The following is a 19,167-nucleotide window of genomic DNA, read 5'->3' on the forward strand; positions in this document are numbered from 1 at the left end:
CATCTGAGAACCAGACCACTCGCCGCCGCGCCCCCGGCATGTCGCCGGAGCAGCGCCGCGAAATGATCATCCGGACCGCGATCCCGCTGATCACCGAGTACGGCTCCGCCGTGACGACCGCCAAGATCGCCCGCGCCGCGGGCATCGGCGAGGGTACGATCTTCCGCGTCTTCGCCGACAAGGACGAGCTGTTGAAAGCCTGCATTGCCGAGGCGCTCTCCCCTGAGCACGCGATCCGCGAGCTGGGCGCAATCGACGTATCCCAGCCGCTGCCCGACCGGCTCGCGGAGGCGGCCGAGGCGCTGCAGGCGCACATGGACCGGCTTGGGGCGATCATCGGCTCGCTGGGGCACGGCGGCGGCAAGCACCCCGGCACGGTGCGCGGCGCGGGCCGCGACGAGTCGACGACCCGTATCCGCGCGGCCCTCACGGAGCTGCTGGAGCCCGATAAGGCCGCCCTGCGCCGGCCGCCGGAGCAGATCGCGGCCCTCTTCATCGGGCTGCTCTTCACCCAGCCGCGTACGGAGGACGAGCCCGACCTGACCTCGCAGGAACTGGTGGAGGTCTTCCTGCACGGGGCGCTCTCGGGGGGCGCCAAGTGAGCGCGCCGAGAAGGCGCCTGAGGGTTACGGCCCTGGCCGTCCTGGCCCCCGTCCTGGTGTGGCTGGTCGCGGACCCACTGCTGAGGCACCGGCTGCGGATCGCCGACGGCGAGCAGACGCTCGACATCGGCGCCGCGCCCGTGGCGGGTGTCGCACTGCTCGCGTCGCTCTCCGGCTGGGGACTCCTGGCCGCTCTGGAGCGGTTCGGGGTACGGCGTGCCCGCGCCATCTGGACCGCGGTGGCCGGCGCCGTACTGGCCGTGTCCTTCATGCCGCTTATCGGCGACGGCATGGACAGCGGCACCCGGGTCTCCCTCGCTCTGATGCACCTGGCGGTGGCGGCGGTGCTGATCCCGGGGCTGGGCGGCAGGCCCCCGGGGCGGGAGCCGGTGCCGCTAGGGGGTGACCGTCAGCACCAAGTACGCCGCTAGGCCGTTTCCTTCGGATCATCTTGCTGACCAGACGAAGATGGCGGCGAGGTGGAGTCCGGCGAGGTAGATCGTGGCGGTCTTGTCGTAGCGAGTGGCCAGGCCGCGCCACTGCTTGAGCTTGTTGATGCACCGCTCGACGGTGTTCCGCCGCTTGTGGGCCTCGCGGTCAAAGGCTGGCGGGCGGCCGCCGAGCCGGCCAAGTCGCTTGCGGTTGGTGGCCTGGTCGGCCGGCTGAGGGATCACCGCCCGGATCCCCCGCCGCCGCAGATGACGGCGGAGCCCGGGACGAATACGCCTTGTCCGCCAGGATCACATCTGGTGTGACTCTGGGCCTGCCGACCGGCCGGGGCACCCGCAACCGGGCCATGACCTGGGTGAACGCCGGTGCCTCACCGGCCTGCCCAGGCGTGAGCACGAACGCCAGCGGGCGGCAGCGGCCGTCCGCGTGGGAGCGCGTCTTCACCGCGCTCATGGCCCAGGCCGACGCCGACAGAGACCTGAACTGGGCGGTCTCGGTGGACTCCACGATCGTGCGTGCCCACCAGCACGCGACCGGGGCCCGCAGAAAAAAGGGGGCCTTGCCGACGAGCCGGGCGATCACGCCATCGGTCGTTCCCGCGGCGGGCTGAGCACGAAGATTCACCTCGCTGCCGACGCCCGCTGCCGACCCCTCGTCTTCGTTCTCACCGCCGGACAGGCCGGTGAGGCGCCCGCCTTCACACACGTGATGGCCCGCTTGCGCGTTCCCCGCCAACGCGGACGGCCCCGCACCAGGCCAGACGTGGTCCTGGCCGACAAGGCGTACTCGTCACGCGCCATCCGCGAGAACCTGCGCAGGCGCGGTATCCGGGCGGTGATCCCTGTTCCGGCGAACCAGCGGAGCCACCGGCTGCGCCGAGGCAGCCGGCGCGGCAGGCCACCCGCCTTCGGCCGCGAGACCTACAAGCAGCGCAACACGGTCGAGCGGTGCATCAACCGCTTGAAGCAGTGGCGCGGCATCGCCACCCGCTACGAGAAGACGGCGACCATCTAACTGGCAGGACTACATGTTGCGGGCATCTTCCTTTGGTCCGCACGATGATCCAAAGGAAACCGCCTAACAGCACCAGATGGAGACAGCCCTGCGGCCACCGGTGATCACCGGTGTGTGAAGACTGAAGATCAGGCGGTGGCCGCTGGTCACAGCGTAGACCCGGGCCGTTGGGACGATGACTTCGCAGAGCTGATGCGGCGAATAGCCGGACGGTTCGTGCGTGCCGAACCCCGCCGTCGGGTGGGGAAGTTCGTCCGAGGTCGATGGCGGCGATGATCGGGGCTTCCTCGGTGCAGTTGTCGGCCTCGATGAGCAGCAGCGGCAGCCCGGCCTCCGGGGCGATGAGGACGATGCCGGCCCACGCGCATCCACACATCCCGCAGCCAGGCGGCCCCCGGCGTCAGCGCGAGGAAGTCGGGGATGTACCCCGTCCGCGCCGTCGAACCGGGCGAACCGCAGGCGGAGCGGCTGCGACAACACCTCCCCAACCCCGCCGGCGAAGTCCAGCGCCAGCGGCAGACGCCGCTCGGCCAGGCTCTCGAACCCGTGCTACCGGCCCTTCGAGACCAAGAACTCAGCCCCGGCCGATGCCTCTGGCCCGCTCTCCATGAAAACCGCCGAACCGGAACCGGCAACGACGTCGGCGCATCAGCCAGGTCGCGGACGGGCACGATGACCTCGGGCTTGCCCGTCTTCCACACCGTGGTCCACGTGCGCAGCCAGTCCGGGGCGTCACTGAGCCGCTCGACAGCCCGCTCAGGCACGTCCGGCCGAAAGAGCTCATCGAGGGCGCAGGCGTGCGACCACACCGGCCCGTCTTCGCGTGGCATCGTCCGAGGACTCCACGAGGCCGGCCCACCGCAGTCCCGCTGTACCGACAGGAAGATCACCAGAAATCCGCTGGTCAGCCCCGGTCCGCGCTACCCTGCGCAGCCGCACGCTCAACTGGTCAACCACAACGCTCAGTCACAGCCGTATCGTGGCTGAGCGCGATGGTTGGCCACTGAACGGGATCACTTGGCCACGCAGAGTGCCGTAGTTGGCCCGTCGCCGGGTCCAGGGCGGCCGCCAGCTGGGGGTTTCCTCCGGGGCGGCCGGCCGGGGGCGGGCCCGCCTTTCTATCTCCAACCTGTGTTGTTCGTAGAATGGCCAGGTGGAGGACATCGACGCGATCGCGGTGTTGCACGATCCGGTGCGGCGCCGCCTGTATGAGTACGTGGCGGCACAGGGCCGTGAGGTCGGCCGCAACGAGGCCGCCGAGGCGGCCGGGGTGGCGCGCACACTCGCTGCGCACCATCTGGACAGGCTGACCGAGGCCGGCTTGCTGGAGAGCGGTAGCCGCCGCCTGACGGGCCGCTCGGGGCCGGGGGCGGGCCGTCCCGCCAAGGTGTACACGCGGGCGCGGGCCGAGCGGTCGGTGTCGCTGCCCGCACGCGACTACCGCACCGCCGCTGAGCTGCTCGCCGAGGCCGCCGAGCAGGCCGGGCTGGACGCCGGGCTCTGCGCAGCCGCGCGCCGCCGGGGTGAGGCCCTGCGCGGTTCGGCGGCACCCTGTGGCGGCCTCGAAGAGGCGATGGAGATGCTGGCCGCCCGCGGCTACGAACCGCACCTGGAAGGCGTCGAAAGCGCCGCGGGCGACCAGGACGCGCAAGGCGCCGAGGGGGCGACCGGGGTAGCCGCACGCGTCGTTCGTATGCGCAACTGCCCTTTCCATGCCGTCGCCGAACGCTTCCCGCCGCTCGTCTGCGGCATGAATCTCGCCCTGTTGGAGGGGCTGCTCGGCACGGACGGTTCCGTCCGCGCTCGCATGGACGCCCGGCCAGGGGAGTGTTGCGTGGTGGTCGAGAGTTCTAAAAACAATCGTGATTGACATAGAAGAGCGGGCCGTGCTGGGATGAGGCCATGACCTCATCCACCCATGCCGCCCACCTCGCCCAGCTCAACGTCGCCACGCTCCGCCACCCCCTGGACGACCCGCGCATGGCGCCGTTCGTCGAGATGCTCGACCCGGTCAACGCCGCCGCCGACAGCGCGCCCGGCTTCGTGTGGCGGCTCGTGGAGGAGGGGGCGGCCGACGCCACCGGCCTGCGCCCGGCGGGCGAGGACGTCATCGTCAACCTGACGGTGTGGCAGACCCAGGAGGCCCTGTGGGACTTCACCTACCGCAGCGGACACCTGGAGGTGATGAGGCGGCGCCGCGAATGGTTCGAACGGCACGTCGAGGCGCACCTGGTCCTCTGGTGGGTCCCCGCCGGTCACCTCCCGACCGTCGGCGAGGCCCTGGAGCGGCTGGCGGACCTGCGGGCGCACGGGCCGTCCCCGCGCGCGTTCACCTTCGCCTCCTCCTACACCGCAGCCGACGCCGCCCAGCACGTTCAGACGGTGCCGCCAGCGCAGCCTGAACAGGCCGCCCGGAGCCCTCGGCCGACGCCCGCCGAGGACGCGGCGGCGGTGTAGGGCAGGACGCTCGGACCAGGAGAGCGGTGACACCGGTATCCCTGATCGTCATGACCAACGCGACCAACCGGCTCGGCGTCATCTCCACAGTCGCAGGCAGGAGAACGCACTTCCAGTCCTGCGGCTTGAGCGTTCAGGCTGAATGAGCACACATCTGACCGGACGGGCCAACTGGAGCGCTCAGTCACACGTGTTCGCGGGCCATCACGGAAGCGCTCTGGTGGCGGCCCGCTCCCGATTCCGACCAGGAACGCGGCCGGGCGGAGTTCGCGGAATGGGAACGCATTGACCGGCGTCCAGGCCGAGCTCGCCGCCGAGACCGCGGCCGCCGCAGCGCGCGAGGCCGAGCTGCACGAAGCCGCCCGGGACGAACCCACCCCGCCGGGCCGGGTCGTACGTCCAGGCCCCCGGAGTCCTGGCCGGGACGCCAGGGAACAAGTAACCCGCCAGTAGGTTCCGGGCGGTGATCTCGCCTGCGAGGGGGACTCCGGGAGCCGCTTGGTCAGCTGCTGGAGCAGCCCGCCCTCGCCGGTCAGCCGCAGTCCCTCGGCCTGGGCGCGGCCGACCCACTCGTCGATGAGCTGGTCGGCCACCCCCTTCGCCGGCTGAGGCTCAGCGGCCTTGACGGACTCGGTCTCGGTCACGCTCTCGCTGGTCACCGATGCATGATCCTTGATCAGGAGTTACACCGATCGTTTTGCAGTCCCGGGCGCGGAGATGGACCGGGAGTCGCTGGTGGCCGTTGCTGATCAGTGAGCCCACGGGCCGGAGTTCGCCGGCCGGTTCGGCGAGGTGGATGTCGGGGAAGCGGTCGAAGAGGCTCTCGAGCACGAGGGCGACCTCAAGGCGGGCGAGGGGAGCACCGAGGCAGAAGTGGACTCCGTGGCCGAACGCCAGATGGTCCTTGACCGTGCGGGCCGCGTCGAACGTGTCGGCGTCGCTGTGCCAGTCGGGGTGACGGTTGGCAGCGGCGTAGGAGGCGAGGATCGCCTCACCGCGCGCGATGGTCTGCCCGTCGGGCAGCGGGATGTCCGTGACGGCGTACCGAAGCGGCAGGTGCTTGACGGCGGGTTCGTGGCGCAGCGTCTCCTCGACGACGTCGTCCCAGGTGACAGTGCCCTTGCGGACGAGGTCCAGTTGGTCGGGGCGGGTCAGCATGGTGTACACGGCCTGGTCGATGACGTTGACGGTCGTCTCGTAGCCGGCGCTGATCATCAGCAGCAGGGTGTCGCGCAACTCGGGGGGAGTGAGGCGGGCACCGTCGCTCTCGTCGTCCCGCGCGGCGATCAGCAGGGACGTCATGTCGTCCCCCGGGGTGCTGCGCTTTGCGGCGATGAGCTCGTCCAGGTGCTCGTACAGACGGGCGGTGTTGGTCTGTGCCTCCGCGGGACTCAGCGTGGTGTCGAAGACACCGTCCACGACGACGCGGAAGTCGTCCCGCTGGCTCTCCGGCACGCCCATGAGTTGGCTGATCACCCCGATGGGCAGCGGGTAGGCGAGTTCCTGGCGCAGATCGACCGGCTCCTGCGCGGGGAGCGACGCGAGGCGGTCCACGAGCCGCGTCACCATGTCCTCGACGGCCGGCTTCATGGCGGCGATGCGGCGGGAGCTGAAGGCCGGTGCCACCAGCCGGCGCAGCTTGCGGTGATTGGGGCCGTACGCGGTGAACATGTTCTCCACCGCGACCCACAGGGCGAGCGGCCAGGTGCTGACCGCCTGCTCGAAGGCGGGCCAGTGCGCGCGGGCGTCCTTGGAGACGTCGGGGCTGGTGAGCAGCTGTTTGAGCAGAACGGGGTCGGTGACCGACCAGGCTTCCACGCCGAGTATGTCCACCCGGGTGGCCGGGCCGCGGGCCCGTAGGGCGCGGTGCTCGGCGTGGTGGTCGGCACCGGTGGGGTCGAGGACGAGCGGGGGCTGCTGGGACATGGGACTCCTTAGCGGGCGGCGGGAAAGATGACGGGAAGGGCTTCCAGGGCCCGGTGGAACGGGCCTGGGCGCCACGTGAGTTCGGTGACGGGGCGGGCGAGGTCCGTCTCGGGCAGCGCGTCGAGGAGGTAGGTGACCGCGGTCTCGGCGATGAGGTAGGCGTGCGAGCGCGCGGGACAGGTGTGCGGGCCGGCGCTCCAGGCGAGGTGGGCGCGGTTGCCCGTGAGGCGGCCCTCGGGCACGCCCTCGGTGAGGGCCGGGTCGTTGTTGGCGGCCGCCATGGAGATCACGACCGGCTGATCGGCCGGCAGGAGCACCCCGTCCACGTCGATCGGATACGGCGGATACGAGATGCAGTAGTTCGCCATGGGCGGGTCGGTGTACAGGACGGTGTCGAGGGCGTCGCGCACCGTGGACAGCCCGGCGTGCAGGTCGGCGGAGAACGCCTCGTCGGTGAGGATCGTCAGGATGGTGTTGCTGATCAGGTTGGTCAGCGGCTCGATTCCCGCGCCGTAGAGCGTGACGAGCTGGTGGCCCATCTCCTCGTCGGTCAGGTGCGCCGGGTGGGCGATCAGCCGGGAGGTGATGTCGTCGCCGGGGTGCTGCCGGCGCAGGGTCACGAGGTCGAGTACGGCCTGCCCGAGGATCTGGTTGCCGCGTTCGGCGTCCGTGGTCTCGAAGATCTTCGCCATGCCGTCGGCGATGCGCCGGCCGATCTCGTCCGGGCAGCCCAGCAGCGCGCTCAGGACGCGGAAGGCGATGGGGAACGAGTACTGGCTGAGCAGATCGGCCTCACCCGCCGCGCGGAAGTCACCGATGGCGCTGGAGGCGACCTTCTCGACGAGGGTCCGCAGCTCGTGCTGGTCGACCGCGTCGATGGCGGTGGTGTTCGCCGCACGGTAGCGGGCGTGCTCGGCGCCGCCGGAACGCAGCGCGTTGGGACGCCACTCCATCATCGGCCGGACCGGGCAGGACGTGGGGATCAGCTTCTCCCAGACGCGGGGGTCGGCGGGGAAGTGCAGCGGGTCGTTGAGGATGCGGCGGGCCTGGTAGTAGCCGATCACCAGGGTCGCCGGCACACCGGGAGCCAGGTCCACGGGGACGAGCGGGCCGTGGGTGCGGCGCATGCGCCGGTACACGGCGTGCGGGTCGGCGGCGAACTCCGGGGAGTAGAGGGCGATCCGCTCCGGTGGGCTCGTCGGCGTGGGCTCAGCGGAAGGCATCGTCATCGGCGGGACTCCAGGTGGTCGGCTGAGCGACGCTCGGAGAGGTACTCGGTGAGCGTGATCAGGGCATGCAGGGAAGACGTGCGGTCGCGGGCGTCGCAGACCGTCAGGGGAGTGAAGGGGTCGAGGGCGAGGGCCTCGCGCAGCTCGGTCTCGGGATAACTCGGTGCGTCGGGGAAGGCGTTGATGGCGACGGCATAGGGCACGCCCCCGCTCTCCAGGAGGCCGAGCGCGTCATGGGAGGCGTCGAGGTTGCGGGTGTCGGCCAGGACCAGACAGCCCAGCGCGCCTTCGGCCAGGTCCTCCCACAGGGGCCGGAAACGGGACTGCCCCGGCAGCCCGAACAGATACAGCGCGATCCTGCCGCCGGCCATGTGGATGCGGCCGAAGTCCATCGCCACGGTGGTCGTGGTCTTGTGCGGAGTGCCGCGCAGATCGTCCACCCCGACGCTGGCCTGCGTGATGGGTTCCTCCATCCGCAGCGGCTTCACTTCCGAGACACTGCCGATGAGTGTCGTCTTGCCGACACCGAAGCCCCCGGCTACCACGACCTTGGCCGACCGCGTCACCGTGGCCGGGACGTAGGTGACGGGCGGGTCAGACCATGGAGCGTAGTCCACGGAGTACCTCCTGCAGCAGGTCGAAGTCGGGCTGGTGGCCGGCCGCGGCGACCGGGCAGGACAGGTGGCCGGAGTCCATCAGCGAGGAGACGAGAATGCGCACCGTCGAGGGCGGCAGCTCCAGCGCGGCGGCGATGTCGGCGACGGCCAGGCCGCCCCCCGCGCCGGCGAACAGGCGCATCACCCGGCGGGCGTCCGGACCGAGGGTGTCCGTGGGGCCGGTCGCGGCGATGACCACGCTCTCCAGGCGCACATCGTCACGGGCTCGGACCTGCCCTCCGGTGCGGACGTAGGGCCTGACCATGTCGGGGTCACGCCGCGGCCCCGTCATGCCGGCGAGCCGCCATCCGCGGCCGGCAGGCGGTCGGCGGTGGCCATCTCGTGTCCCACCCGGGTGGCCAGCCGCACCATGTGATGGGAGATCAGCCCCACGTCGGCGTCGGGCCCGGTGGTGCACACCGACAGCATGGTGTTCTTCGCGGCGGTGGTCGTCAGGCCGATGCAGCCGACCGACTCGATCAGCAGCTGGCGCATGCCCTCACCGCCGGTGAACTCGTCCCACGCCTTGCCCGCGGCGCGCAGCGCCGCCGTCAGGGCGGCGAACTTCTCCCCGTCGTCCTGGCTGATCGTCTCGGTCCGGGCCTTCAGCAGCCCGTCGCTGCTCATCAGTACGGCGTAGCGGACGCCTTCGACGGTGCCGAGTTCCTGGTCGAGCAGCCAGCCCAGGCTGTTGGAGTGTGTGTCTCGCACGGTCAGTGTCCTTCGTCGTGTGCAGCGTCGTGTCCAGCGGAGGTCTGGGAGGGCTCGTCCTGCCGGCCGCGGCGGGACCCCTCGGCCCAGGCCGCCGCGATGGCGGGACGGCCGGGCTCGGCAGCGGCGGGCTCGGCCGTCCGACGCGATACCGCGGGAGCCGCGGAGCGCCTGCGCACGGTCAGGCCGCTGGCGGTGGTGGTCGCCGGGGCGGCGGGCAGCCCGGGTTCCTCGGCGTGGGCCGACGGTACGGCGGTGGTGGCGGCGGGCTCGGCCGGCGTCGGCGTGGTGAGCAGGTTCTTCGGCAGTACGATCATGGCTCGCGTGCCCTGGTAGATGTTCGGCGCGGTCAGCTCGACGCGGAAGCCGTAGTCCTCCGCCAGCACGGACGCCACCCGCAGCCCGGTCTGGGGGTGGGCACCCATGCGGGTGATGTCGTCGCGCTGCTTGCCGGACATCACGTCGCTGGCCCACAGCAGGCGCTCGTCGTCCATGCGCAGTCCGGCGTCGTCGATGATCAGGAAACAGGCGTGGTGGCCCTGTTCGAGGGAGACGTGGACACTGGCGGACGGCGGGGAGTAGCGCAGCGCGTTGTCCAGCAGCACGGCGAGGGCGTGCACGACCGCCTCCACCGCGCGGCCCTCGACCGCGACGGATCCCATCTCGGGGTGTTTGACCCGCTCGTATCCCTCGATCCGGCCCATCGCGGCCTGGACGATGTCGGTGAGCGTGGTGGCGGGCCAGCGCCGCGAGAGCTTGTCCCCGGCGAGTACGGCATACCCGGACGCGGTGAGCAGCATCTGCTGCGCGAGGTGGTCGATCTCCACCAGCGTCGCGTACGCCTCGTCCGAGACATGCCGCCGCACACCCTGACTGACGGTCCGGCCGAGCCTCGCCGCCCGCGCCACCACATTGTTGGCGAAGCCGCGTACGGCGGCCCGGGCCACGCCCACGGACTCGTGCCGCACCTGCGCGACCTGCCGCTCGGCGTCCTGGCGGACCTGCTCGGCGGCCTGGGCGGCAGCCGTACGCTCCTGAGCCCGGACCTCTTCCACCGCAGAGGCAACCGCGCCGGGGAGAGCGCGCAGCCGCTCGGCGAGCTGAGTGCCGTCGAGATGCGGCGGTACGAAGAGTTCGCCCCCGCGACCGCCACGGTCCTGCCCGCCGCTCACGGCCGCCGGAATCACGGTGGCCGCCACATGCCCCACGCACTGCTCGGCCGAGAGGAGTTGCTGTGTGAGCCGGTCGGCATGCCGGCGGAGAAGCTCGGCCTGGCGCTCCGCCTGATCGCGTTTGCGCCGGAAGTGCCATGCGGAACCGACGCCGGCCAACGTCAGCAACGTGGCGGCGGTCAGTATGAGTTCGATCATCAGGTCCTCACGGATGGGGCCGTCGATGTGTGGGATTGTGGGTGGGCCGGGGCTGGGCCAGGAGAGGCCGGAGCCGAGCGCAGACCTGGCTCGGCCGGACGGGGGCGGCGCTGAGACAGGCCGAACCGGAGCCGGCGAAGGCAGCGAACGCGCGCGGCGGAAGCAGCCCGGGGAGGAGGCCGCCGAGCCGACGTCCCTGCCATGGGGCAGCCTCTCCCGACACGCCCTCGCCGACGCGCCCGGTCACGGCCGGCAACCTCCACAGGCCAGAGGGAGCGGGCCTCCCCCGGACCACGGCGAAGGGACGCAGCGACGGCCCTCGACGCCCTCGCGCAGCACCGCCCGGGATCGGGCCCCCGTCAGGCGCGCACGGGCCGAGGACTCATCGATGCGGACAGCGGTGAGGGCGCGCGACATGAAACTCCTGATAACAGACGAAGGCATGCATGAGCAGGGGGACGACGACGGGCGGGCCCAAGGCAGCACGGGATCGTGCCATGGCTGCCCTGGAACTCCTGGGACCGCTGGTGGCGTTCGGCAGGGACCATACCGCTACTGCTCACGCGTTGTGGCAGCGCGGTGACTACGAATTGGAAGCACTGGGGGTTTGGGAGGAAAGGTACACACTTGACGACCAACTTGTCTTGGCTGAAAAGGCGTTCGCCTTCGGTGCCGTGTCCTGGTAATCGCTGCTGGACAGGCGGGAGCTCCACATCCTTTCAAACGGCCGGCTTGCCCAGTCGGCCCGCAGGAAATCCCGCGGATGCAGGCTCGACGGCCGACGCGAGTGGACGAGGCCGAGAACGAGAAGCGGGATGGACCGGGTGTGCGACTTCGCGGTGAGAAGCTGGAGGCCGAACTCGCGAGCAGGCTCAGGAGACTTCGATGAAATCAAGGTTGGTCTGGGGTGCGGCCGGGGCCGCTGCCGCTGTTGTCACGGCGCGGGCGGTGGCCGCCGGGATACGACGTCAGCCCGATCCCGTGCCCCTCGAGGTGCTGCGGCGCGAGCCCGAGGGCGAGGAGGTGTTCCTGTCCCGGCCCGATGGGACGGTGTTACGGGCCATCGTGTCGGGTGAGGGGCCACCCGTGGTGCTGGCCCACGGTTACGGCGTCTCGCTCCTGGAGTGGAACCTGGTGCAGGCCGCCTTGGTGGCGAACGGTCACCGAGTCATCATGTTCGACCAGCGCGGCCACGGGGACTCGACGTTCGGTTCGGACGGCATCGGCTCCGGCCCGATGGCGCAGGACTACCTGGCAGTTCTGGAGCATTTCGACGTATGGGACGGAGTGCTGGTCGGGCACTCCATGGGCGGATTCGTCGCCCTGCGTACGCTGCTGGACCATCCCGGCGCTGCCCGGCGGCTGCGCGGTCTGGTGCTGTTCGCCACCTGGGCGGGCCGCATCTACGACGGAGCGCCGCACAACCGGCTGCAGATCCCGCTGTTGGAGACGGGGCTCCTCCAGCAACTGGCACGCACCAGGACCGGTGGAATCCTCTTCGGAGCCGCCCAGTGCGGAAAGCGCCCCTCTCCGGCCATGATCGATGTCTTCCTCGACGTATTCCTCCGCCAGGACCATTCCTCCCTCGTGCCGATCGTCCGGGCCTTCGCACGCGAGGACCGCTATCCGCGTCTGGCCGAGATCACGGTTCCCACCGTCGTCATGGTCGGCTCCGCCGACCGCAGTACGCCGCCGAGCCACGCCCGGCGCCTCACCGCGGGGATACCGGGTGCCCGCCTGGTCACCGTGCCGGACGCCGGACACATGCTCAACTGGGAGAACCCGCACGCCCTGGTGGAGGCCGTCGTCTCCCTGCACGAGGCCGGTCGCGGCGGCTGACTCCCACACCGACAATGGCCGATAGCACGGTGTGTTTCCCCCGCCGTTGCCGCTTGGCTGAAGGGATCGAGGAACCGGCTCGGTCGAGGGGAGACAGGTGTACGACTACATCATCGTGGGCGCCGGATCGGCCGGCTGTGTGCTGGCCGGCCGGCTCACCGAGGACGAGAGCACGCGCGTGCTGCTCATCGAGGCAGGCCCTGTCGACGACGCCACGGAAATCCACGTTCCGGCGGCGTTCAGCAAGCTCTTCCAGACGAAGTACGACTGGAGTTACCTCAGCGCGTGTGAACCGGGACTGGACGGCCGCCGTCGCTATCTGCCCCGCGGCCGGATGCTCGGCGGGTGCTCCTCGATGAACGCGATGATCTACATGCGCGGCAATCGCCGCGACTACGACGCCTGGGCGGCCGGCGGCGCCGACGGATGGAGCTGGCAGGACGTCCTGCCGTACTTCCTCCGCTCCGAGGACTTCACAGGCGACGCATCCCCCTGGCACGCCACCGGCGGGCCGCTCACGGTCAGCGAAGGACGCTCCCGACATCCGCTGATGGCCGCCTATGTGGCGGCAGCGCAGGAAGCCGGCCACCCTTTCACCAGCGATTTCAACGGCCCGGAACAGGACGGCGTCGGCTTTTACCACCTCACTCAGCGCGACGGTCTGCGGTGCAGCACGGCCGACGCGTATCTGCGGCCGGCCTTGTCCAGGCCGAACCTCGAGGTGCTGACCGACGCCCAGTGCACCCGCGTGCTGCTCGACGGCGACCGTGCGACCGGCGTCGAGGTGGACCGGGACGGCGAACTGCTGTGCCTGCGCGCCGAACGGGAGGTCGTGCTGTCGGCCGGTGCGTACAACTCGCCGCAGCTGCTCATGCTCTCGGGCATCGGCCCGGCCGCCGAGCTGGCGGCCCACGGCATCACGCCCCGCGTCGACCTCCCCGTCGGCGAGAACCTGCAGGACCACCCGCATGTCGGCCTGTGCTGGCTCACCGACACCGAGTCGCTGTTCACCGCGGTATCGCCGGACAACTTCCGCCTGTTGGAGACCGAGGGCCGCGGTCCCCTCACCTCGAACATCGGCGAGGCCGGCGGGTTTCACCGCACCCGTGAGGAACTGGACGCCCCCGACATCCAGGTGCACGCCGCGCCGGTCATGTTCCATGAGGAGGGCATCAGCCCCGTGACCGACCACGGCTTCATGTTCGGTGCGGCCCTGATCACCCCAACGAGCCGGGGCAAGGTCTCCCTGCGCTCGGCGCTCCCCAGCGCCAAGCCGCACATTCTGCACAACTACCTGACCACCGAAGAGGATCGCGCCACGATGGTCCGGGCACTGCGGATGCTGCTCGACATCGCCGACCAGCCCGCCCTGGCCAAGCAGCGCCGTGCCGACTTCCGCGTACCGCGCTCCACGGACGACGCCGGCCTGCTCGGCTTCGCCCAGCGCGAATTGCAGACCCTGTACCACCCGGTGGGCACCTGCTCCATGGGCCCCGTGGTGGATTCCCGGCTCAGTGTGCACGGAGTGAACGGGCTGCGGGTGGTGGACGCCTCGGTGATGCCCACCGTGGTGCGGGGCAACACCAACGCCCCCACGATCATGATCGCGGAAAAAGCCGCAGACATGATCCGCGGTCTCCCGGCACCGGCGTGACGGCGACGTCACAGGCGGACCCGTGGCCGAAGGCAGCGAGCCGGAGAACGACCGCCGTGCGACGCCCTGAACCAGGACGTCGCACGGCGTTTCGCCCGCGCGGAAGCGGACCCGATCAACTCACCCGTGATCCGGATCGGAGGCCCGGTTACGGAGGTTCAGCGCGCAGCTGCCGTCCGAGTCCGCGTTCCCACCCAGATCGATGAACCTGGCAAGCACGGCCCGGCAGTTGGCCGGACCTTCCCAGCGGGTGTTGTCCGTGACGGTGGTGTTCTTGAGCCTGACAAGGCCGGGGCCGACCCGCACCGGCGGGGCAGGCGTGTAGCCGAGGGTGATGTTGATGCCGCCCCCGCCCTTCTCGGCGTAGTTGCCGGTCACCTTGGAGTCCACGAGGGTGACGTCCCTGACGCCTCGTACGTCTACTCCCCCACCGTAGCCCGCCAGTTCGCCCGGCCGTGTGGGGTCGTAGGGGTCGACGACCCGGTTGTTGCTGATCGTCGACCGTTCGACCAACCCGGAAGAGTCGAACCGAATACCTCCGGCCTCGCCCGCCTCGTTCTGATCCACAACGCTGTCGCGCAGCGTGAAGGAACTGAACGGAATGTTCCGGACGGCGCCGCCGATCCGCCCCGTGTTCTTGAACAGGTGCACCCGTTCCATCGTCAGGTCTGACGCGTTCAGCGCGGCGCCGCCCCCGTAGTAGTTGTAGAGGGAGGCCGTGGGTTCCGAGCGGCCGCGGGTGACGGTGAGGTCGGTGATCGTGGCCGGCCGCATGACGGTGAACACCCGGTCGATACCGCGGCCGTCGATGACGGTCTCGTCCGCTCCGGCCCCGGTAATGGTAGTCGCCGCGAAGATCTTCAGGTTGCCGTGTGCCGTGTCGGCCTGCGTGTAGTCGGTGAAGGGCCGGCCGAGCAGGGGCGGGATGCTGAGGTTGTAGCGGCCGGCGGGGATCACGATGGTCGAACCAGGGTGCGCGTTGGCTTCCATGACTGCCGCGCGAAGTGTGCATCCTCCCTTGTCCGACAGGCACTTCCCGTCACGGGTGGACGCGTCGGGTGCGTCGGCCGTGCTGTCGACCACGATGCGCTGTGCCGTCGCCGCCTGCGCCTCTCCCTGGCCCGGCGTCATCGCGACGACGCTCAGGGCCGTGGCCCCCGCGGCCACTGCTCGGCCGACGGTCGCTGCTGTCTTGGTGGCTTTGGTCATGCCCCAGAAGCTAGAGATCGCCCTCACCGCCGGATAGGACGAACATCACCTAAGCGACATTTGACCAAATACCAACTAAAACGCCTCTGCGGGAGGGGTCGCAGGCCTGATCCGGATTCCCACATTCCTGCTGCCCACACGCTGGTTCCGGTGAGGCGCGTGCACCCATGGGCCGGCCTGGCGAGGGACTGTCAGCCGAGCGGCGGCGGGTCGCCGGCCCCTGCGCCGGTGCGCTCCGGCACGTCTGAGACAGCCCGGCCGAAACCGCGTGCTTGCGCCACACACTCACGCAAAGACGTCGGACCGTGGCCGGACGGACTCGGACCAAGGGGCAGCCCGTAAGGCAGCGCGGAGAACCCTCCTCCCTGAACGGGTTCCCGCCGAGACCAGTGCGAGCGCCGATTCCGCAGGGCGCAGGTCGTCAGGGACGCCGTTGGCAATGTCCTGCTTGAGCCCGGCCGGTCGAGGCAGGAGACGCCGGTCAGGCCTGTCGCGCCCCGAGCTCCGCGTACAGCGCACGCATGCGATGCTTGGCGATCTTGCCGTTGTCGTCACGCGGCAGGTCGTCGACGATCTCGATCTTCCGCGGGACCTTGAAGCCGGCGAGCGTGGCGCGCAGGGCCTGGCCGAGCTCCCCGGGGTCGACCACGGCATCACGCTCCGGTTGCACCAGGGCGTGCAGCCGCTCTCCGAATTCGGGGTCGGGCACACCGAACACCGCGCAGTCGAGCACACCGGCCTGCCCGAGGATCGCGTTCTCGATCTCGGCCGGATAGATGTTGACTCCGCCGGAGATCACCATGTCCACCGCGCGATCGCAGATGTAGAGGTAACCGTCCGCGTCGAGGTAGCCCATGTCCCCGAGGGTGATCAGGTCGTCCAAGGCGACGCGCTCACGCGCGTCTGGCTGATTCCGGTAGGTGAAGTCGGTGTACGCCGGCTGCCGCACGTAGATGATCCCGGTCTCACCCGGGGGACAGTCCGCACCGTCCGGGGAGATGACGCGGATCCGCGCCTCGCCGACCGGACGGCCGACACTGCCGGGACGCTCGAGTGCCTCCTTCGAGTCGATCACGGTGATCCAGCCGCTCTCGCTGGAGGCGTAGGTCTCGTACACGATCGGACCGAGCCAGTCGATCAGCGCCTGCTTCACCTCCGGAGCACAGGGCGCGCCCGTGGATCCGACGAACCGCAGGGAGGACAGGTCATAGCGCTCACGCACGCTGCGGGGCAGTTTCAGCAGGCGGACGTACATGGTCGGGACGCAGTACAGGGTGTCGATGCGGTGGCGTTCGATCAGGGCGAGCGTCTGCTCGGCGTCGAAGCGGGGCGCGATGACGAGGGTGTCGGCGATCTGGCTCGTCCACTGCGCGAAACCGCTCGGCGCACTGTGGTAGAGCGGAGCCGGTACGAGGGCACGGCAGCCGGCCCGCACCCCGAAACAGGCCTCCATCACCTCGAGGGACCGCCTTCGGTACAGCTCCAGTTCCCCCAGGGGTATGGGAGCGCGGACCACCCCCTTGGGCCGTCCGGTCGTGCCCGAGGTGTAGGCCATGTGCCCGCGCGGTGCGACGACCGGGCCGCTGTAATCGGGCTGCTGCGCCAGCCAGTTCTCGTAGTCGACCGATTCTCCGCCGGCATCGCCCGCGACGGCGAGTGTGGTGACGCCGTGGGGCAGCACGGCGCGTGCCGCACGGAGCAGATCGGCGTGGCCGATCACCGCCCGGGCGCCGCAGTCCTCGAGGATGTAGCCGATTTCGGGCGGCGTGAAATGCCAGTTGAGAGGGCAGTACGAGAACCCGCCGATGCGGCAGGCGAGGATGATGTCCACGTAGACGGGGTCGTTGCGCAGGAGCACCGCGATCACGTCGCCCTCGCGCATCCCCAGCGCTGCCAGCCCGCCCGCCAGTTTGCGCGCCCGGGCATCGAGCTCCTCGGGGGCGATCTCCTTGTCTTCGAAGCAGAGGGTTGCGGTCATCCGGAATCCTTGTCTCCTGTGTTGGTGAGTGTGCCGAAGCCGACCTGGTCGGGGCGCAGGCCGATCGTGTCCTTCTGACGACCGAGGTGCAGGGCCGGCAGCAGGCCCTTGTTCAGCTCCGCCGCCATGTCGACGAGCTTGGCCTGAGTGAGCTGGAAGGCGGCGATCGGCGTGCCGAACTGCGTGCGCCGTCCCGGGTGTTCGAGCGCGGTGTCAGGCGTACCGGGAGGAGCCCATGGTGCCCCGGATGATCATCGACTCCGAGCCGCCGGCCACCACCGCCTCCGCCTCGCCGGCGGCGATGGTCCGAGCAGCGGCGGTGACCTTCTCCATGCCCGAGGCGCACAGCCGGTTGACCGTGGCTGCGGGGCACGGACCCCGGCAGGCCGGCCGGCAGCGCCGCCATCCGGGCGACGTTGCGGTTGTCCCCGCCCGCCCGGTGGGCGGCGCACCGATGGACATCGTCGATGCGGACCGGGTCCAGGGCGGGCACATCGGCGAGCGGGCCTTTGAGGACGGCTGCGGCGAGGTCGTCGGGGCGGACGGTGAAGAGGGCGCCACGCGGCCGACCGATGGGGGGTGCGGCGGGCGGCGGCCAAGTACACGGGGCGCACGGGGCCTCCTTCGGCGGCGTACCGCGGAATTAAACTAGCACTGCAAGTTTTTGGAATGTAACCCCTGACGCCACCGGCTGTGAAGCCTTGGCGCGGAGCGCATGGGTGTAGCGGGCATCCAAGCTGCAGCATCCGAGCTGAGGCATCGACTTCCCGGGGTTGACGGTTCCCGAGGTGTACCGCGGCTCCGGCGGCGACCACCTGATCTGCTGCCTGATCATGGATGAATCGGTCCGCGGGGACTCTTCGGGCGCACCGAGCCCGGCACGGGCTCCGACGTTGCCGGACTCGTCACCCGGGCCGGACGCACGGCACCGACGGGCTGATCACCGGTCAGAAGGCGTTGATCACCAACGGTACCTGGGCAGCACGTGATGCTGTGGACGTCGGTGGCAGGCGGCTGCGCTGGCATCGCGAGCGGGGCTCTGGAGGCGAGCTTGCGGTACGCCGGTGAGCGCGAGCAGTTCGGGTGGCCCATCGCCGAATACCAGCGGTCGATGCGCAAGCCCACCCGAAGCCTCGGGGTCCGAGTCTCCTCGATCCATGAGCGCGTGAAGACCAAGGACGATGTCCTTCACGGGGTCGCGAACACCATCATGGCGAGCGGGGATGTCCCGGGCTTCGAGGCCGAAACTGGCGGCATGGAGTGGCGTCCTGGGCACGGCCGTATCGCGCTGCGCCGACCGCTCAACCCCACATCGTTCCGCTCCTGGCCTACGGACCGGCACATCGCGAAGTGTCCTTGCAGCGGGCCGACACCGTCCATGGCGGCCTGGCGGCCGGTGGCCGGCCTCCCCCGGGTTGCCGCACCAGCGGAGGATCCCGGGGAGTCCTGACCAGCGACCCGCTGCATGCCGGCGAGGTGATGTGCGGCGGTCGGCACCCCGGCCGCGATCAGCTCGCCTCCTCGGGGTGCAGGCGCCCCAGTAGCTCGTAGAGGCTGCGGCGGCCCTCGTCGTCCAGACGCGCAAAGGCTGCCGAGGTGGCCCGCATGTCGGCGCGGATGAGGCGGACGGCCTCCCTTCCCTCCTCGGTGGCGACCACGTTCTTGATCCGCCGGTCGGCCGCGTCGAGGTGTCTGGAGACCAGTCCACGTGCCTCCAGCCGGTCGACGAGCCCGGTGATGTTGGAGGCGTCACAGGCGAGCAGTCCGGCGAGGGCGCGCATGGGCAGCGGCTGCCGAAGCAGGATGAGCATCTTGGCCTGCGACATGGTGAGCCCGTGCATGGCGGCCGCCGCTGTCAGGTCCCGGTAGTAACCGGCAGCAGCGCGTGCCAAGCGCTCCATGAGTGCGTCGGGGGCAGGGTCGCCGCCCTGCGCGGCGGAGCGGTCGGCGGGCGAGGCGGGGGCGTGGACCATGCCGCAAGTATAGGGCCAGCTCAACGTTTGACTTCCTCAACCATTGAGGTTTACCGTCTCATCCACTGCTTGGCTGCATCAAGCATCTAACAGACCAGT

General features: G+C 70.2%; 15 protein-coding genes and 4 pseudogenes. 7 read left to right on the top strand and 12 right to left on the bottom strand.

Features of this window, described 5'->3' with window-relative positions; all coding sequences use genetic code 11:
* Positions 1-38: 38 nt before the first annotated feature.
* Entirely contained in the window at positions 39-602 is a 564-nt protein-coding gene (locus tag ACIBBH_RS03730) for a TetR/AcrR family transcriptional regulator (RefSeq protein WP_399402681.1), read from the top strand.
* A complete protein-coding gene (locus tag ACIBBH_RS03735) occupies positions 599-1,033 on the top strand; it encodes a DUF6069 family protein (protein WP_399401577.1) in 435 nt (144 codons plus the stop codon). Before ACIBBH_RS03730 ends, ACIBBH_RS03735 begins: the two co-directional genes overlap by 4 nt.
* Positions 1,034-1,048: 15 nt before the next feature.
* Here ACIBBH_RS03735 and ACIBBH_RS03740 read toward each other — a convergent pair.
* Positions 1,049-1,478, bottom strand: a pseudogene (locus tag ACIBBH_RS03740) (IS5 family transposase); the annotation flags it as partial.
* 1 nt (position 1,479) lies between these two features.
* Between ACIBBH_RS03740 and ACIBBH_RS03745 the strand changes: the two are divergent.
* The 3 genes and pseudogenes from ACIBBH_RS03745 to ACIBBH_RS03755 form a co-directional block, all read left to right on the top strand.
* A pseudogene (locus ACIBBH_RS03745) lies at positions 1,480-2,063 on the top strand (IS5 family transposase); the annotation flags it as partial.
* Positions 2,064-3,219: 1,156 nt separating this feature from the next.
* Positions 3,220-3,936 carry a helix-turn-helix transcriptional regulator gene (locus ACIBBH_RS03750; protein WP_399401579.1) on the top strand — a complete coding sequence of 239 codons (717 nt, stop codon included), beginning with the start codon at positions 3,220-3,222 and terminating at the stop codon, positions 3,934-3,936.
* A gap of 32 nt (positions 3,937-3,968) precedes the next feature.
* On the top strand, positions 3,969-4,523 hold the full coding sequence (locus tag ACIBBH_RS03755; protein ID WP_399401581.1) for a DUF3291 domain-containing protein: 555 nt from the start codon (positions 3,969-3,971) through the stop codon (positions 4,521-4,523).
* Between the two features lie 612 nt (positions 4,524-5,135).
* Here the strand turns inward: ACIBBH_RS03755 and ACIBBH_RS03760 are convergent.
* From ACIBBH_RS03760 to ACIBBH_RS03785, 6 genes are read right to left on the bottom strand one after another with little or no spacing between them, the layout of a single operon-like run.
* Complete coding sequence (locus tag ACIBBH_RS03760) at positions 5,136-6,449, bottom strand: cytochrome P450 (RefSeq protein ID WP_399401583.1); 1,314 nt, start codon at positions 6,447-6,449, stop codon at positions 5,136-5,138.
* An 8-nt stretch (positions 6,450-6,457) separates the two neighbouring features.
* Positions 6,458-7,678, bottom strand: coding sequence for a cytochrome P450 (locus ACIBBH_RS03765; protein ID WP_399401585.1), 1,221 nt, complete (start codon positions 7,676-7,678; stop codon positions 6,458-6,460).
* Entirely contained in the window at positions 7,675-8,295 is a 621-nt protein-coding gene (locus tag ACIBBH_RS03770) for a GTP-binding protein (protein WP_399401587.1), read from the bottom strand. Before ACIBBH_RS03770 ends, ACIBBH_RS03765 begins: the two co-directional genes overlap by 4 nt.
* On the bottom strand, positions 8,273-8,626 hold the full coding sequence (locus ACIBBH_RS03775) for a DUF742 domain-containing protein (protein ID WP_399401589.1): 354 nt from the start codon (positions 8,624-8,626) through the stop codon (positions 8,273-8,275). Before ACIBBH_RS03775 ends, ACIBBH_RS03770 begins: the two co-directional genes overlap by 23 nt.
* Positions 8,623-9,045, bottom strand: coding sequence for a roadblock/LC7 domain-containing protein (locus ACIBBH_RS03780; protein ID WP_399401591.1), 423 nt, complete (start codon positions 9,043-9,045; stop codon positions 8,623-8,625). Before ACIBBH_RS03780 ends, ACIBBH_RS03775 begins: the two co-directional genes overlap by 4 nt.
* Positions 9,046-9,047: 2 nt before the next feature.
* On the bottom strand, positions 9,048-10,415 hold the full coding sequence (locus ACIBBH_RS03785) for an ATP-binding protein (protein WP_399401593.1): 1,368 nt from the start codon (positions 10,413-10,415) through the stop codon (positions 9,048-9,050).
* A gap of 885 nt (positions 10,416-11,300) precedes the next feature.
* Here ACIBBH_RS03785 and ACIBBH_RS03790 point away from each other — a divergent pair.
* Both ACIBBH_RS03790 and ACIBBH_RS03795 read left to right on the top strand, forming a co-directional pair.
* On the top strand, positions 11,301-12,254 hold the full coding sequence (locus tag ACIBBH_RS03790) for an alpha/beta fold hydrolase (protein WP_399401595.1): 954 nt from the start codon (positions 11,301-11,303) through the stop codon (positions 12,252-12,254).
* Between the two features lie 97 nt (positions 12,255-12,351).
* Entirely contained in the window at positions 12,352-13,908 is a 1,557-nt protein-coding gene (locus ACIBBH_RS03795; protein ID WP_399401597.1) for a GMC family oxidoreductase, read from the top strand.
* 120 nt (positions 13,909-14,028) lie between these two features.
* On the opposite strand, the gene ACIBBH_RS03800 is transcribed toward ACIBBH_RS03795, so the two are convergent.
* From ACIBBH_RS03800 to ACIBBH_RS03820, 5 genes and pseudogenes are all read right to left on the bottom strand, one after another.
* The gene (locus ACIBBH_RS03800; protein ID WP_399401599.1) at positions 14,029-15,117 is read right to left on the bottom strand and encodes a CSLREA domain-containing protein; all 1,089 of its coding nucleotides are present in this window, start codon (positions 15,115-15,117) and stop codon (positions 14,029-14,031) included.
* A 481-nt stretch (positions 15,118-15,598) separates the two neighbouring features.
* Positions 15,599-17,095 carry an AMP-binding protein gene (locus ACIBBH_RS03805; RefSeq protein WP_399401601.1) on the bottom strand — a complete coding sequence of 499 codons (1,497 nt, stop codon included), beginning with the start codon at positions 17,093-17,095 and terminating at the stop codon, positions 15,599-15,601.
* Positions 17,092-17,298, bottom strand: a pseudogene (locus tag ACIBBH_RS03810) (acyl-CoA dehydrogenase family protein); the annotation flags it as partial. The gene ACIBBH_RS03805 and the pseudogene ACIBBH_RS03810, both read right to left, overlap by 4 nt.
* 49 nt (positions 17,299-17,347) lie before the next feature.
* Positions 17,348-17,709, bottom strand: a pseudogene (locus ACIBBH_RS03815) (beta-ketoacyl synthase N-terminal-like domain-containing protein); the annotation flags it as partial.
* An 894-nt stretch (positions 17,710-18,603) separates the two neighbouring features.
* Positions 18,604-19,068, bottom strand: coding sequence for a MarR family winged helix-turn-helix transcriptional regulator (locus ACIBBH_RS03820; RefSeq protein ID WP_399401603.1), 465 nt, complete (start codon positions 19,066-19,068; stop codon positions 18,604-18,606).
* Positions 19,069-19,167 lie beyond the last annotated feature (99 nt).

The sequence above is a fragment of the Streptomyces sp. NPDC051636 genome, assembly GCF_044453765.1.
In the GTDB taxonomy this organism is placed as follows: domain Bacteria; phylum Actinomycetota; class Actinomycetes; order Streptomycetales; family Streptomycetaceae; genus Streptomyces.

What these genes read in the sequence shown, in the direction of transcription:
- ACIBBH_RS03820 (WP_399401603.1), bottom strand. Translation starts at nt 19,068, where the DNA reads ATGGTCCACGCCCCCGCCTCGCCCGCCGACCGCTCCGCCGCGCAGGGC.
- ACIBBH_RS03765 (WP_399401585.1), bottom strand. Translation starts at nt 7,678, where the DNA reads ATGACGATGCCTTCCGCTGAGCCCACGCCGACGAGCCCACCGGAGCGG.
- ACIBBH_RS03790 (WP_399401595.1), top strand. Translation starts at nt 11,301, where the DNA reads ATGAAATCAAGGTTGGTCTGGGGTGCGGCCGGGGCCGCTGCCGCTGTT.
- ACIBBH_RS03755 (WP_399401581.1), top strand. Translation starts at nt 3,969, where the DNA reads ATGACCTCATCCACCCATGCCGCCCACCTCGCCCAGCTCAACGTCGCC.
- ACIBBH_RS03730 (WP_399402681.1), top strand. Translation starts at nt 39, where the DNA reads ATGTCGCCGGAGCAGCGCCGCGAAATGATCATCCGGACCGCGATCCCG.
- ACIBBH_RS03785 (WP_399401593.1), bottom strand. Translation starts at nt 10,415, where the DNA reads ATGATCGAACTCATACTGACCGCCGCCACGTTGCTGACGTTGGCCGGC.
- ACIBBH_RS03775 (WP_399401589.1), bottom strand. Translation starts at nt 8,626, where the DNA reads ATGACGGGGCCGCGGCGTGACCCCGACATGGTCAGGCCCTACGTCCGC.
- ACIBBH_RS03760 (WP_399401583.1), bottom strand. Translation starts at nt 6,449, where the DNA reads ATGTCCCAGCAGCCCCCGCTCGTCCTCGACCCCACCGGTGCCGACCAC.
- ACIBBH_RS03805 (WP_399401601.1), bottom strand. Translation starts at nt 17,095, where the DNA reads ATGACCGCAACCCTCTGCTTCGAAGACAAGGAGATCGCCCCCGAGGAG.
- ACIBBH_RS03800 (WP_399401599.1), bottom strand. Translation starts at nt 15,117, where the DNA reads ATGACCAAAGCCACCAAGACAGCAGCGACCGTCGGCCGAGCAGTGGCC.